We start from the raw sequence: 13366 nt of genomic DNA on the forward strand, positions 1-13366 counted from the left end.
CCGACGTCGTGGTCGCGTTCGTCCCGGAGAACACCACCGTCGCCGCGAATCCGGCCTACGCGAATCTCGGTGCCATCGGGCGTGGAACCGCGGTCGCGCTGTCGGACACGAAGATCATCTCGGGACTCAGCCAGACCAGCGTTCTCGCGACACCGTGGGTTCTGGACAAGCTGACACCTCAGCTGAGCGAGGCCGCGAAGATAGCGGGTGCCTGAACTCCCGCCCGGGACGTTCTCCCATCCGACTGCGCCGAGGTAGATGGCGTCGAATGCCTTCAGGGTGTCGAGGCCGTCGTCGTGGGCGCCGTCGGCCCGGCAGTCCGGCGCCACCGTGCACCGCATCGTCCCCGAGTCCTACTTGCGCATCGCCGCCGTCTGCCGGCGAACCCATCTCACGCCACCCGCGCGGACGCTCATGGACGAGGCACGAAAGTACGCGGAACGCACACCGGCCGCCTGGGATGCCGCCGCAGCGGAGAGCCCGCACAACTCCTGAACGACAGTCGTACCCCTACTCCGTGATGGATCGAGGATCGAGACACTCCGCCGTTTTTCGATCGCCCCGGCGGATGCTTGTGCAATTGCCGATCCGGGGACGGAGCCCCGTATTTCGGCCACCGGATGGTTTGTTCTCGGTTCGATCCGGCAACCGGTCGCGCGGCAGTTACGGTGATGAGACACTGCCCCGAGGTCAGGAGTCGCCGTGCCCAAGCTGGAGATCAAGAGGAAGTCCGAGCTCTCCCGGAAAGAGGTGTCCGACCGGCTCATCGCGCTCGGACAGGCCCTCGCGAGTGGCTCCGAGGTGGAGCTGGGCTCGGGTGGCGACTCGATCGAAATCGTCGTCGCCGACCGGGTCCGGTGGGAGCTCGAGATAGAGGTCGACGGCGACGAGACCGAGATCGAAATCGAAATCAGTTGGCGGGACGATCCGTCCGAAGAGTCGACCGCCGACGCGGAACCGGAAACGGCGAGTCCGCCACCGGTCAAGACCGCGCGTCGTGGGCGGCCCCGCAAGAGCACCGCCAAGTGATCCGCACGTAGCGCGTCTGAATCGTCACCCGGCGGATCTGCGCTGCATTCGGACTCCACTGCCGAAACGCTGTGCTGCCAATACCCTCCGACCGGAGGAAAATTGGCGGTAACCAGGCCATATCGCGTCACTCGAGGAAGGCAGACAACCATGTCCGCGGAACACGACGAACCGGTGGCGCATCCGAGCCGGACCGAGCGCGCACAACGAGGGGCGGACGCCCGCCGAGACACCCCTCCGGCTGCGCTCGCGGAACACCGTGTAGCCGATCGGCGCGACCCTGTGGGCCTCCTCGAGAAGCAGGCGACGGAGAGAGTCGCGGAACTCGTTCCGATCCGGTACGGGCGCATGGCGGCGACGGCCTTCGCCTTCTACCGCGGCGGCGCCGCGATCATGGCCGACGATCTGTCCCACTCGCCTACCACGGGCCTGCGCACGCAGCTCTGCGGCGACGCGCACCTGAGTAACTTCGGAATCTTCGCCACCCCGGAACGTCGGCTGGCATTCGACATCAACGACTTCGACGAGACACATCCCGGTCCTTTCGAATGGGACGTCAAACGCCTGGTCGCGAGCCTCGCGATCGCGGCGCAGGAGAACGGCTTCAGCAGCAGAAAGACCAGGAAGATCACCCGCGCCTGCGCCGCCGAATACCGCGAAACCATGACCGGGCAGGCGCAACTGGGAAACCTGGGCGTCTGGTACTCCCACATCGAGCCCACAGCGGAACTCGTGGGGCTTCGAGACGAGCTGGACAAGTCGCAGAGGAAACGCGCCCGCACAGCTCTGGAGAAGGCGCGCCGCCGGGACAGCGTCCAAGCGCTCTCCAAGCTGACCGCCGTCGTCGACGGGGAGAGGCGGATCATCAGCAACCCGCCTCTGTTGGTGCCGGTCGAGGAGTTGTACGCGGGCGAAGATCTCGAATCGTTGTACCGGGACCTACGGCATCGTCTGGACGTGTATGTGCAGTCTCTGCGGTGGGACCATCGCGTCCTCTACGACCAGTTCCGGATAGTGCAGATTGCCCGCAAGGTGGTCGGGGTCGGCAGTGTGGGCACCCGCACCTGGATCATTCTGATGCTGGGCGCTGACGAAGACGATCCGCTGTTTCTGCAGGTGAAGGAGGCGGGTCCGTCCGTGCTGGCGAGTTACGTCGACGGCCCGTCCTTCGCTGCCGAGGGCGAGCGAGTGGTCAGCGGACAGCGGCTGATGCAGGCCGCGAGCGACATCTTCCTGGGCTGGGAACGTGGCGCGGGCCCCGACGGCGTCGAGCGGGACTTCTACGTGCGCCAACTGCGGGACGGCAAGGGTTCGGCGGTGGTCGAATCCCAGACACCCACCGTCATGATGCTGTACGGGCGATTGTGCGCACGGGTCCTCGCCTATGCGCACGCGCGGGCAGGCGACCGGATCGCGATCGCCGCCTACCTCGGGGACGACACCGAATTCGATCATGCGATAGCGGAATTCGCCGGAACGTACGCCGAGCAGAACACCCGAGACCATGCTGCCCTCCTCGAGGCCATCACGGGGGCCCGCATCGTCGCGGCTACCGGATTCTGAACAGCGACCTCCCGGGGCCGTCCGGTCGTACGCCCGCCCACAGGACCGGTGGACCGGCACGGTTCAGAAGATCTGGACGAAGCGGTACCAGTCGGATTCGATGTGCTGATATCCGATCTCACCGTCACGCTCGGGTGGGCCGATCTTGTCGGTGCCGCCCGGCAGATGAGCGACTCCGACAAGATTGACCAGGCCGCCTTCGAGGTAGAAGTGGCACCCGGTGTCGAGCGGCTCGACGCGCCAGGTGTCGTACAGGCCGATCCGCTGGTCCTCGGACGACGGTGTGCACGCCTGCGCGTATGCGGTCAGTTCGCCCACCGACAGCCGCCACCCGAGGTCGGAAGGCACACCGAAGAATACGAGGGTCGCGGTCAGAGCCACCATGGCCGGCGCAAGGCAGATGCGGCGATCCCACCGGTACCGCCCCAGCTGCACGCCGGCGAGGATCAACCACACTGCACCGAGAATGAGCAGGGCGAAACCGGCCAGCACGACGTACGGGAAGACCGGGTCGATCGGAATCGTGATCACCAGCGTCGCAGCGCAGGCGAACGCGACGAGGGCGGTGAGGACGATTCCGGTCGCCGACCGCCACCACCGCGGCGTGTCCGTCCGGCGGCGCGCAGTGCGTTGCCTCGACTGTGCGTCGCGGCCGTCCGTCATCTGCCCCGGCTCGCCGTCGTGCTCAGTCCCGCGCGGGCGGTGGACCGCCGAAGCCGCGGAGGTCACGGGCGGTGGTGCCGGGTTCGAAAGTGCTGCCGCCGGGCCCGAATCGTCCGATCACGGTGTGCCGGCTGTTCCAGAGCACCCCGCGGGTGGGGAGGGCCCACCAGCTGGAGAACGCGGACGCGTCGTCCTCGTCGTCCACGGATGGGTCGTGCGCCGAAGCGATGTGCGCGGCGTAGGCGCGCAGCGCGACCGCGAAGGCGTTGGGTTCGCGGCCGGCGTCGAGGAAATGCGCTCGGTCGCCGCACTGCGGGCAGTGCCACGACGCGCGGTCGCATCCGCCGGCGAGGCCGACGGCCGGTTCGTCTCCGGGCGGACCGGCGGTGCGATACGCGTCGAACGGGTCGGGCTGCTCGATCCGATCGGGCGCCTGCCGTGCCGCTGCAACCATGTCCCGCCAGGCGGCGTGCACGTCGAAACCCCCGAGCATCAGCACCTCTTCGGGCATCGGGCCGATGAACGGGGAACCCGCGCACAGCACCCGGCTGTGGTCGTGGGCGTGACTGTACTTCGGGTCGAGAGCCCGGGCGTGCCGCATCTGCTGCACGCGCTCGGTGATCGCGAGCCCGTGCCATTCGCGTCCGCAGTGCGGGCACGGGTCCTGGTTCACGTTCGTGTCGTGCCCGGATGGGTGGTCGTGGTTCGCGAGTTGGTCGTGTACGAGCCGGTCGATCCGGTCGATCCGGTCGACGAGGTCACGGTCGGTCATGGTGGATACCTACGGTAGCGGCTGCGGCAGCTCTGTGCGGTCAGTATCCCGCGTCGAAGTCGAACTCGTTGATCAGCGTGCCGTCACCCGACAGGTAGCGTCCGAGGTTCTCGACGAACAGATCGACGATCTTCGCGTTCTCGGACGGCACGTTGGCGGCGCTGTGCGGGCTGAGGATGACGTTGTCGGCCGTCCACAACGGCGAAGCGTCTCGGAGGGGTTCGGTGGCGGTGACGTCCAGGACCGCCCCGCCCAGCCGTCCCGTCGACAGTGCTTCTGCGAGAGCGTCTTCGTCGATGATCGGTCCCCGTCCGAGATTGACGACCAGTGCGCCGTCGGGGAGGGCGGCGAGTTCCCGGCGTCCGATCAGTCCGCGAGTGTCGTCGGTGAGGGCGCAGGAGATCACGAGGATGTCCGCGGCGGGCAGGTGCTCGGCGATCCGGTCCGTGGTGGTCATGCTGTCGAAAGGGGCGCCTGCAGGGCGCGGGGTGCGGGCCACCCCGCTTGCGGTGACGGAGAAGCACCGGAGGAGTTCCGCTGTGCGCGAGCCGATCTTGCCGGCGCCGACGATCAGCGCGTGGCGTCCCGCGAGCTCGGTCGTTTCCTGTTTGCGCCAGGTCCGGGTCTGCCGGTCGGCGATCAGCCGGGGGAGGCCGCGTGCGAAATGCAGAATGCCTGCGAGCGCGAACTCCGCCAGCGGTTCGGCGTGGACTCCCGCGGCGGTCGTCACCGTCAGCGGAGCGCGCGACAGCCCGAATTTCTCGATCAGTTGCCCGGCGCCCGCGGACGTCGCCTGAATCCATCGCAGATTCGGCGACTGTTCGAGGGTGCGTTCGGGGTGCCGCCAGTCGAAGTCGAACATCACGTCGGCGGTCCGCAACATCGACGACCACCGGTCGTGCTCGACGGCCGTCAGATCACGCGGCACCCCGACGTGATCGCTGTGCCATCGAGGCCGGGGGAGCAGGTCGGGTGCGTACGACACCCGTACCCGAGGGTCGCTGTCAGCGATCCTGTCGACCAGGTCCTGCTCGAGATACGACGCGACGAGCACGTCGACGCACGGGTCGGGCACGGTCACTCCTTCACCGCCGGCGGTTCGGACGTCGGTGCGCTCGGCTCGACCTCCGGCGCGGATGCAGACTTCGGCATCGCCGCCGCGGCGACGACGAGTACGACGGCCGCGCCGAGGGCGGCGACGAACACCAGCTGCAGGGCGCCGGCCAGGTCGGCGGGGGCGGGGTTGTCGGCGCCGCCCAGTCGCGCGTTGACGAGGGCGCCGAACAGGGCGACCCCCACGGCGCTGCCGATGGACCGGGCGAACATGTTGGTCGAGGTGACGACGCCGCGCTCCGACCAGTCGACGCTCGACTGCGCCGCGATGAGGGTGGGGCTCGCGACGAGACCCATGCCGCCGCCGATGACGAAGCAGCAGATCGCCACCTGCCACACCGCCGAGTCGATGGACAGGCTCAACGTGAGAGCGGTGCCCGCCACGACCAGCAGGCTGCCCGCGGTGGCCGTGACCCGGAAGCCGAAGCGCAGGTACACGCGCCCGGACTGCGACGCGGCGATCGGCCAGCCGATGGTCAGGGTGGCCAGCGCGAACCCGGCCACCAGTGCGCCCGTCCCGAGGACGCCCTGGGTGAAGGTGGGCACGTACGTGGTCAGGCCCAGGACGATGGCCCCGACCAGCAGTGAGACGAGACTGCTCGCCGCGAGAACCCTCCGGGTGAACACCCACAGCGGCAGCACCGGTTCGGCGGCGCGCCGTTCCACGAGGACGAAGACGATGAGGAACACGACACCCGCCGCGAAGATTCCGAGGCTGATCGGGGAACTCCACGCCCAGGCCTGCCCGCCTTCGAGGAGTCCGAGAATGAGCAGTGTCGCCCCGACTGCCAGGATTCCGGCGCCGGCGTAGTCGATGGACCGCTGGGTGCGCACCCGCTTCTCGTCGAAGTTGCGGATCAGCATCACCGCCGCGAGCAGGCAGAGAGGAATGTTGACGAAGAAGATCCACCGCCACGACAGGTACTCGGAGAACACCCCGCCGAGGGTCGGGCCGATCACCGCCGACATGCCCCACACGCTGGCCAGATAGCCCTGGGCCTTGGCGCGTTCGGCGAGGGTGTAGATGTCTCCGGCGATGGTCATGCTCATCGGCTGGACGGCCCCGGCGCCGAGACCCTGCACCGCGCGGAACGCGATGAGAGCGGGCATGCTCCACGCGATCCCGCACAGCACCGAGCCGACGCCGAACAATGCGATGCCCAGTAGCATCACCGGCCGCCGGCCGAAGATGTCGGCCAGCTTGCCGTAGATCGGCACGGACACGGCCTGGGTGAGCAGGTAGATCGAGAACAGCCACGGGAACTGGGAGAAGCCGCCGAGGTCCCCGACGATGGTGAAGACGGCGGTGGAGATGATGGTCGCATCGAGCGCGACGAGCGACGTCGTGAGCATCAGTGACACGAGAATCGGTCCGCGTTCCGAACGGAACCCGACGTCGACCGGGGTCGTGTCCGTCGCCATTACCCACCTTCTCCGGTTACCGCGCTCACAAGAGTTCCTGACCAACGGTAACGACAACGGGAGACGAAGTGTTCTGCGGCTGTGCGCGCGACGCCGCTACGCGGTCGCCGAGGAAGTCCCGCTCACCGACCCGGAGCTCGACGGGAACCGGCTCACCTGGTCGCAGTCCATCACCAAGCCGCTGCGCCTCCACTTGCAGTTCGATGTCCTCGTCGAGGGCGACGAGATGACGGGGAAGTCGACGGCGGGACGTCTCCCCAGCTCGAAGGTCAGCGGCCGAGGGTCGGTGCCCGACCGATAGGCTGGGTCACCGTGCGCCCCTCACTCGATTCATACGCCCATCTGGCCGGTGGCAAGGTCCGCGACCTCTACACGATCGACGACGAGCACCTTCTGTTGGTCGCGAGCGACCGGATCTCCGCCTACGACCACGTCCTCAGCACCCCGATCCCGGACAAGGGGCGGGTGCTCACCGCGATGAGCGTCTTCTTCTTCGGCGTCCTCGGTGGCAATAACCATCTGGCCGGTGAACCCGACGACAGCCGGATCCCCGAAGAGGTTCTCGGCCGCGCGCTGGTGGTCCGGAAGCTGGACATGGTCCCCGTCGAGTGCGTGGCCCGCGGCTACCTCACGGGGTCGGGGCTGATCGACTACAACGAGACCGGCGCGGTGTGCGGCGTCGCACTGCCCGAGGGGCTGGTGGAGGCGAGCCAGCTTCCCGACCCGATCTTCACGCCCGCCAGCAAGGCCGAGCTGGGCGAGCACGACGAGAACATCAGTTTCGAGGCCGTGGTCGAGAAGGTGGGCCAGGACCTGGCCGTGAAGCTGCGCGACGACACCCTCGACATCTACGGCCGGGCGTCCAACTTCGCCGCGGACCGGGGCATCATCCTCGCCGACACCAAGCTCGAGTTCGGACTGGACCCGCAGGGCAACCTGATTCTCGCCGACGAGGTCCTCACCCCCGACTCGTCCCGGTACTGGCCGGCCGACGGGTACGAGGCCGGGAAGGTGCAGCCGAGCTTTGACAAGCAGTTCGTCCGCAACTGGCTCACCGGCCCCGAATCCGGCTGGGACCGCGCGTCCGACACTCCGCCGCCGCCGCTGCCCGCGGAGATCGTGGAGGCGACCCGCGAGCGGTACATCGAAGCGTACGAGCGGATCTCGGGTCTGTCGTTCGCGGACTGGGTGGGCTGAGACATGACCTCCGAAGGCGCGAAACTCACCCCGCCGGTCGCGAAGAAGGTTCCCACCGAACGCGTCCACCACGGTCACACGTTCGTCGACGAGTACGAGTGGCTGCGCGACAAGGAAGACGCCGAAGTCGTCGCGTACCTCGAGGCCGAGAACGCGTACACCGAGCAGCAGACCGCGCATCTCGCGCCGCTGCGGGACCAGATCTTCCAGGAGATCAAGTCCCGTACGCAGGAAACCGATATGTCGGTTCCCACCCGCATGGGCGACTGGTGGTACTACGCCCGCACCATCGAGGGCAAGCAGTACGGCGTCCAGTGCCGGGCACCGATCGACGGCCCCGACGACTGGACCCCGCCGGAACTGGCTCCGGGTGTCGAACTCCCCGGTGAGCAGGTGTTACTCGACGGCAACGCCGAGGCCGAGGGTCACGACTTCTTCTCCATCGGCGCCTTCTCCCTCAGCCACGACGGCACGCTCCTCGCGTACTCGGTCGACGTGGTCGGCGACGAGCGGTACACGCTGCGCTTCAAGAACCTCGTGACCGGCGAACTGCTGCCCGACGAAATCCCCGAGACCGCGCCCGGCGCCACCTGGGCCATCGACCACAGTCACGTCTTCTATCTCACCGTCGACGACTCCTGGCGTCCCGACACGGTGTGGCGGCACAAGCTCGGCACCGACCGTGCGCAGGACGTCACCGTGTTCCACGAGCCGGACGAGCGGTTCTGGGTGTCGGTCGGGTCCACCCGGAGCGAGAAGTACCTCATGATCTGGGTGGGGTCGAAGATCACCAGCGAAGGCTGGGTGCTCGAATCGGAGAACCCCGAGGGCGAGTTCCGGGTGGTGCTGCCGCGACGCGAGGGCGTCGAGTACGGCGTCGAACACGCGGTCGTCGCGGGGGAAGACCGCTTCCTGATCATGCACAACGACGTCGTCGACGGTGAGAAGGCCGAGAACTTCGTGCTCGCCGACGCGCCGGTGTCCGACCCGACGTCGCAGACCATCCTCATTCCGCACCGCTCCGACGTGCGGTTGGAGGAGGTCGACGCGTTCGCCGACCACCTCGTGCTCGGCTACCGCCGCGAAGCGTTGACCCGGCTGGCCATCTGGCCGCTCGGTGAGGACGGCTACGGCGAGTTCACGGAGATCGAATTCGACGAGGAACTCTTCAGCGTCGGGCTCGGCGCCAACCCGGAATGGCGGCAGCCGACACTGCGGATGGCGTTCACGTCGTTCATCACGCCCGGCCAGGTCTACGACTACGTGCTGTCGACGGGTGAACTCGCCCTGCGCAAGTCGCAACCCGTGCTCGGCGAATTCGATGCCGGAAACTACGAGCAGCAACGCGACTGGGCCGTCGCCGAGGACGGGACGCGCATCCCGCTCTCGATCGTCCGGCGCAAGACGAACGGCGTCGACGACCCCGCCCCGACCCTCCTCTACGGGTACGGATCGTACGAGGCCAGCATGGATCCCGCGTTCTCCGTCGCGCGGCTGTCCCTGCTCGACCGCGGAGTGGTGTTCGTAGTCGCGCACGTGCGTGGTGGCGGCGAGATGGGCCGGCACTGGTACGAGACCGGCAAGACGCTTACGAAGAAGAACACCTTCACCGACTTCGTCTCGAGCGCACAGCATTTGATCGACACCGGACGCACCACGCCGCAGCAGATGATCGCCGACGGCGGCAGCGCAGGCGGCCTGCTGATGGGTGCGGTGGCCAACCTGGCACCCGAACTGTTCGCCGGAATCCTCGCCAACGTTCCCTTCGTGGACCCGCTGACGTCGATCCTCGACCCCTCGCTGCCGCTGACCGTCATCGAATGGGACGAGTGGGGCAACCCGCTCGAGAACCCCGAGGTCTACGAATACATGCGCTCGTACAGCCCGTACGAGAACGTCGAGGCCAAGGACTACCCGGCGATCCTCGCGATCACCAGCATCAACGACACCAGGGTGCTCTACGTCGAACCGGCGAAGTGGGTCGCCAAACTGCGCGCCACCAAGACCGGCGACTCGCCGCTCCTCCTCAAGACGGAGATGAGCGCCGGGCACGGCGGTGTCAGCGGACGCTACGAGAAGTGGAAAGAAGTAGCGTTCGAATTCGCCTGGGTGCTCGACACGATCGGCGAGTAGGTACGGCGGCACCCGCGCCGAGGATGCGATATCTCGGCGTGTGAAAAGCATCGGCGGGCGAGGCGGAAATCGGAGTGGGAGGGGGCTTTCCGCCTCTCACGGCTCAGATGCAGAAGCTGATGCTGGCCGACCCCAGTGGCAAGTTGAGGCAGACGGCGATCGAACCGACTGCCGGGGTCGGTGCGGGAGCGAGCGGTGCGGCGACAGCTGCGGGGGCGGCGAGAGCGCCGAGTGACAGGGTCATTGCGATTGCGGCGAGTGTGGTGGCAATTCTGCTAGACATGTGAAGGTCCTTGACTGAGTTACTGCGAGCCGGAGGTGACTCCTCTCCAATCGTCCACCGATGTGATGCAGGCCACAACCTCTGGCGGAGCTTTTCTCGACCCTCTCCGGTAGTCCCTCCCGTGCCATGTCAATACTGTTGCGCTGCAGTGATAGTCGTATTTCACTTGTACGAGTCGAGCATCTCCTGCGGTAACGGCTGCTCCATGACGACCCTGGACCCGTCCCAGGAGTAGGTGACGACCGCAGGTCCGCCCGACGGGCAGCAATTGGCGTCCTGCTCGCCGAGCCACCTGTACTGCACCGAGACGGAGTCGTCGGTGGATCCGACCACGTCGGTGTAGGCAAACGATTCGGCTGTCGCGGTGCCCAGATACGTGCCCTCGTGGAAGAACAGCACCTGGGTCGGCGAACTCACCGTTCCCATGGGTGTCTCCGCCGTGGCCCACAGCAGCGTGGGGCAGTCCTCGCCGGCGGCATCGGACGCGGTTCCGGGTACCCACGGATCGCCACCCGGTGCATTGCCGAGCGTCGCGAACGCGTCGCTGACCAGTGCGGAATCGAGGTCGAGACACGGCCCGCTGTGTACTTGTGCGGCAGAAGCGGCCTGTGGGACCGGGGAGGCGGCGGATTCTGCCGCGTTGTCGCTTCCAGTGCACCCAGTGAGTGCGGTCGCAGCCGCAACGGTCAGAAATGCCGCCACGTGAGCCTTCATGTGTTCTCCCTGCATCGTCCCCGACAGGAATTACTTCGCCCCACTCACTGTCTCGCGTGACGCCGCCGGTTCGTTACGGGGGTCAGCGCAGCGCGTACCGAATCTGCGGGCGCCCCGCCCGGCCGTACTCGGTGTGCCGGGTGAGCACCCCGTCGTCGGCGAGGCGTTCGAGATACCGCCAGGCCGTGACCCGGGAGACACCGATGTCGGCTGCCACCTCGGCCGCCGTCAGCGGTCCGGCAGCGTCACGGATGCACGCGGAGACGTGGTCGAGTGTCTGAGGTGCAACACCTTTCGGGGACGCCGCACGCTCGTCGGAGGTGCGCAGCGCGGACATCGCCCGATCGATGTCGTGCTGACTCAGCGCGTTGCTTCCGGCGGGCAGCGCGTCGCGGAATTCCCGGTACCGCTCGAGTTTGTCGCGGAACGCCGCGAACGTGAACGGCTTCAGCAGATACAACGCGATACCGCGGGCCACGGCGGTGCGGACCATCTCGAGGTCGCGGGCCGAGGTCACCGCGATCACGTCGGGACTCGGTCGCACGCCGCTCAGTGCCGCCGCCACGTCGAGTCCGCTGGCATCCGGCAGGCCGATGTCGAGGAGGACGAGGTCGATGGGGTCGTCGCTGCCGTTCGCGGCGGCGACCGCGCGCATGGCGCTGCTGCCGTCGTGAACGACGGTGTGGACCGAAAAGCCCGGAATGCGTTCCACGTACGCGCGATGCGCCTCGGCGATGAGTGGTTCGTCCTCGACGATCATCACGCGGATCACGAGGCGGCCCCCTCGATCGGGATCTCGACGACGATCATCGATCCGAGCGACGGCTCCGTGTGGATCGTCCCGCCGTGCCGCGCCACCACCTGGGCCACCAACGCCAGCCCGAGCCCGCGCTGACCCGACTTGGTGGAATAGCCGCGCGTGACCGCCTTGTCGAGTTCGTCGGCGGGAATACCGGGGCCGCTGTCGGCCACCCGCACCACCATCATCGAATTCTCCTGACGCACGGTCACTTCCACCCACGCATCCTCTCCGGGGGATTCCGTCGCACCGCGGGCGGCGTCGATCGCGTTGTCCACGAGATTACCCACCAGCGTGACGAGTTCACGCGCACTGAGCGGCGCGACGGGTCCGAGGGCGGTGTCTTCGGTGACGGTCAGGTCGACTCCCCGTTCGGCGGCCACACCCACCTTGCCGAGCAGCAGTGCGGCCAGGGCGGGTTCGTGCACCGCCGACATCAGGCGGTCGATCAGTTCCTGCGACAACCGTAGATCCTCGGTGGCGAACGCGATCGCGTCGTCGTAGCGGCTCAATTCGACCATCGTGATGATCGTGTGCAGACGGTTCGCCGATTCGTGGGCCTGCGACCGCAGCGATTCCGCGAATCCGCGCACGGAGTCGAGTTCGCCCATGACGCTTTGCAATTCGGTGCGATCGCGCAGGGTCAGCACCGTCCCGAGACGCCGTCCCTCCCACGTCACGGGCTCCCGGCTGACGAGCAGCACGCGGTCGGGGGTCACGTGCACCTCGTCCCGGGAATCGTCGTCCTGCGACTGCCGCAACGACTCCGGCAGCGCGGCCACCGGGACGGGGCCCTCCGGGAGATCGAGGAGGCGGCGCGCTTCGTCGTTCACCACTTCGGCCCTCGCGGTGTCACCGCTGTCGCGGCCGAGCACCACCAGGCCCTCGCCGATCGAGTGCAGGACGGCGTCGTGATGCTCGTACATCTGCCGCAGCTCGTCCGGTGCCATCCCCAGCGTCTGACGGCGCAGCCGCCGGCTCAGCAGGAACGATCCGGCCGCCGACACCGCCAGACCGATCGCGGCGACCGCGAAGATGGTCGGAAGGCTCGCGGCGAACTGGTCGCCGATCTTCTCGCGTGTGACGCCGACCGACACGAGACCCGCGATCCGGTCGCCGTCGTACACCGGGGCCACGGCCCGGATCGACGGTCCGAGCGAACCGGCATACGTCTCCGTGAACGTCTCCCCCCGGAGGGCGCGGTCGATGTTCCCGGAGAACACACCACCGATCAGCTCCGGGTTGGTGTGGGTGAAGCGGATACCGGCGGGCGTCATCACGACGATGAAATCGGTGCCGGTCGCGGCACGGATCTGCTCGGTCTGGGGCTGGAGAACCGCCGTCGGGTCGGGGGACCGCAATGCCTCGACGGTGCCGTCCGACATCGCGAGCGTGGTGGCGACGGCCGTGACGGCGCGTCGGGTGGTCTCGTCGCTGTCGCGACGCTGGTCGACGATGGCCAGCGCGGTCCCGGCCCCGATGACCAGCACCAACACGACGAGCTGCAGGAGGAAGAGCTGCCTCGCGACGCTCATGGGCCGTCTCGGCGGATGGTGCGGCAATGCATTTCTCCTGAACGTAATGAACACAAACTTCTCCAGCCAAGCGATCGCTTAGAAGATTCTTCCAAGACGTGATCGCGGTCACTAACCGGCCTCACCGATCAGCTTGCCACTCG

At 67.5% G+C, this 13366-nt stretch carries 14 protein-coding genes and 1 pseudogene; 7 read left to right on the forward strand and 8 right to left on the reverse strand.

The annotated features are described in order from the left end of the window. Positions 1 to 8: 8 nt before the first annotated feature. The 4 genes and pseudogenes from FND50_RS06825 to FND50_RS06840 all read left to right on the forward strand — a co-directional run bounded on the left by FND50_RS06825 (position 9) and on the right by FND50_RS06840 (position 2592). The gene (locus FND50_RS06825; protein WP_260850926.1) at positions 9 to 215 is read left to right on the forward strand and encodes a hypothetical protein; all 207 of its coding nucleotides are present in this window, start codon (positions 9 to 11) and stop codon (positions 213 to 215) included. 73 nt (positions 216 to 288) lie between these two features. Next, positions 289 to 495 (forward strand): annotated as a pseudogene (locus tag FND50_RS06830) (LysR family transcriptional regulator); the annotation flags it as partial. 207 nt (positions 496 to 702) lie between these two features. Next, a complete protein-coding gene (locus tag FND50_RS06835) occupies positions 703 to 1029 on the forward strand; it encodes an amphi-Trp domain-containing protein (protein WP_005254847.1) in 327 nt (108 codons plus the stop codon). 150 nt (positions 1030 to 1179) lie between these two features. Then, the gene (locus FND50_RS06840; RefSeq protein ID WP_144285237.1) at positions 1180 to 2592 is read left to right on the forward strand and encodes a DUF2252 domain-containing protein; all 1413 of its coding nucleotides are present in this window, start codon (positions 1180 to 1182) and stop codon (positions 2590 to 2592) included. Positions 2593 to 2655: 63 nt separating this feature from the next. On the opposite strand, the gene FND50_RS06845 is transcribed toward FND50_RS06840, so the two are convergent. The 4 genes from FND50_RS06845 to FND50_RS06860 are packed head-to-tail and all read right to left on the reverse strand — an operon-like array spanning position 2656 to position 6562. Beyond that, positions 2656 to 3255 carry a hypothetical protein gene (locus FND50_RS06845; protein WP_144285238.1) on the reverse strand — a complete coding sequence of 200 codons (600 nt, stop codon included), beginning with the start codon at positions 3253 to 3255 and terminating at the stop codon, positions 2656 to 2658. A 22-nt stretch (positions 3256 to 3277) separates the two neighbouring features. Beyond that, positions 3278 to 4027 (reverse strand): hypothetical protein, encoded by a 750-nt coding sequence (locus tag FND50_RS06850; RefSeq protein ID WP_144285239.1) that lies wholly within the window; start codon positions 4025 to 4027, stop codon positions 3278 to 3280. Positions 4028 to 4067: 40 nt separating this feature from the next. After that, positions 4068 to 5108: a D-2-hydroxyacid dehydrogenase gene (locus FND50_RS06855; protein ID WP_144285240.1), complete on the reverse strand. Its 1041-nt coding sequence runs from the start codon at positions 5106 to 5108 to the stop codon at positions 4068 to 4070. Further along, positions 5105 to 6562, reverse strand: a complete 1458-nt coding sequence (locus tag FND50_RS06860) for an MDR family MFS transporter (protein WP_144285241.1) — start codon at positions 6560 to 6562, stop codon at positions 5105 to 5107. Before FND50_RS06860 ends, FND50_RS06855 begins: the two co-directional genes overlap by 4 nt. Here FND50_RS06860 and FND50_RS36680 point away from each other — a divergent pair. The 3 genes from FND50_RS36680 to FND50_RS06875 are packed head-to-tail and all read left to right on the forward strand — an operon-like array spanning position 6549 to position 9892. Next, complete coding sequence (locus FND50_RS36680; protein WP_260850928.1) at positions 6549 to 6863, forward strand: hypothetical protein; 315 nt, start codon at positions 6549 to 6551, stop codon at positions 6861 to 6863. The two genes, FND50_RS06860 and FND50_RS36680, sit on opposite strands and share 14 nt — an antisense overlap. 11 nt (positions 6864 to 6874) lie before the next feature. Continuing rightward, entirely contained in the window at positions 6875 to 7759 is an 885-nt protein-coding gene (locus FND50_RS06870; RefSeq protein WP_007301033.1) for a phosphoribosylaminoimidazolesuccinocarboxamide synthase, read from the forward strand. Positions 7760 to 7762: 3 nt separating this feature from the next. Next, entirely contained in the window at positions 7763 to 9892 is a 2130-nt protein-coding gene (locus FND50_RS06875) for a S9 family peptidase (protein ID WP_064080080.1), read from the forward strand. A gap of 103 nt (positions 9893 to 9995) precedes the next feature. Here the strand turns inward: FND50_RS06875 and FND50_RS06880 are convergent, their stop codons facing one another. The 4 genes from FND50_RS06880 to FND50_RS06895 form a co-directional block, all read right to left on the reverse strand. Next, on the reverse strand, positions 9996 to 10175 hold the full coding sequence (locus FND50_RS06880) for a hypothetical protein (RefSeq protein WP_005244417.1): 180 nt from the start codon (positions 10173 to 10175) through the stop codon (positions 9996 to 9998). A gap of 162 nt (positions 10176 to 10337) precedes the next feature. Further along, complete coding sequence (locus FND50_RS06885; RefSeq protein WP_144285242.1) at positions 10338 to 10889, reverse strand: LppP/LprE family lipoprotein; 552 nt, start codon at positions 10887 to 10889, stop codon at positions 10338 to 10340. A gap of 82 nt (positions 10890 to 10971) precedes the next feature. Then, entirely contained in the window at positions 10972 to 11661 is a 690-nt protein-coding gene (locus FND50_RS06890) for a response regulator (RefSeq protein ID WP_005254836.1), read from the reverse strand. Then, positions 11658 to 13223 carry a sensor histidine kinase gene (locus tag FND50_RS06895; RefSeq protein ID WP_144285243.1) on the reverse strand — a complete coding sequence of 522 codons (1566 nt, stop codon included), beginning with the start codon at positions 13221 to 13223 and terminating at the stop codon, positions 11658 to 11660. The genes FND50_RS06890 and FND50_RS06895 overlap by 4 nt, the downstream gene beginning before the upstream one ends. Between the last annotated feature and the right edge of the window lie 143 nt (positions 13224 to 13366).

Origin of the sequence: Rhodococcus sp. WB9 (assembly GCF_007558985.1) — a bacterium.
Lineage (GTDB): Bacteria > Actinomycetota > Actinomycetes > Mycobacteriales > Mycobacteriaceae > Rhodococcus_F > Rhodococcus_F opacus.

Coding starts and splice junctions, on each gene's coding strand:
- FND50_RS06860 (WP_144285241.1), bottom strand. CDS start 6,562: ATGGCGACGGACACGACCCCGGTCGACGTCGGGTTCCGTTCGGAACGC.
- FND50_RS06880 (WP_005244417.1), bottom strand. CDS start 10,175: ATGTCTAGCAGAATTGCCACCACACTCGCCGCAATCGCAATGACCCTG.
- FND50_RS06850 (WP_144285239.1), bottom strand. CDS start 4,027: ATGACCGACCGTGACCTCGTCGACCGGATCGACCGGATCGACCGGCTC.
- FND50_RS06885 (WP_144285242.1), bottom strand. CDS start 10,889: ATGAAGGCTCACGTGGCGGCATTTCTGACCGTTGCGGCTGCGACCGCA.
- FND50_RS06875 (WP_064080080.1), top strand. CDS start 7,763: ATGACCTCCGAAGGCGCGAAACTCACCCCGCCGGTCGCGAAGAAGGTT.
- FND50_RS06840 (WP_144285237.1), top strand. CDS start 1,180: ATGTCCGCGGAACACGACGAACCGGTGGCGCATCCGAGCCGGACCGAG.
- FND50_RS06895 (WP_144285243.1), bottom strand. CDS start 13,223: ATGAGCGTCGCGAGGCAGCTCTTCCTCCTGCAGCTCGTCGTGTTGGTG.
- FND50_RS06845 (WP_144285238.1), bottom strand. CDS start 3,255: ATGACGGACGGCCGCGACGCACAGTCGAGGCAACGCACTGCGCGCCGC.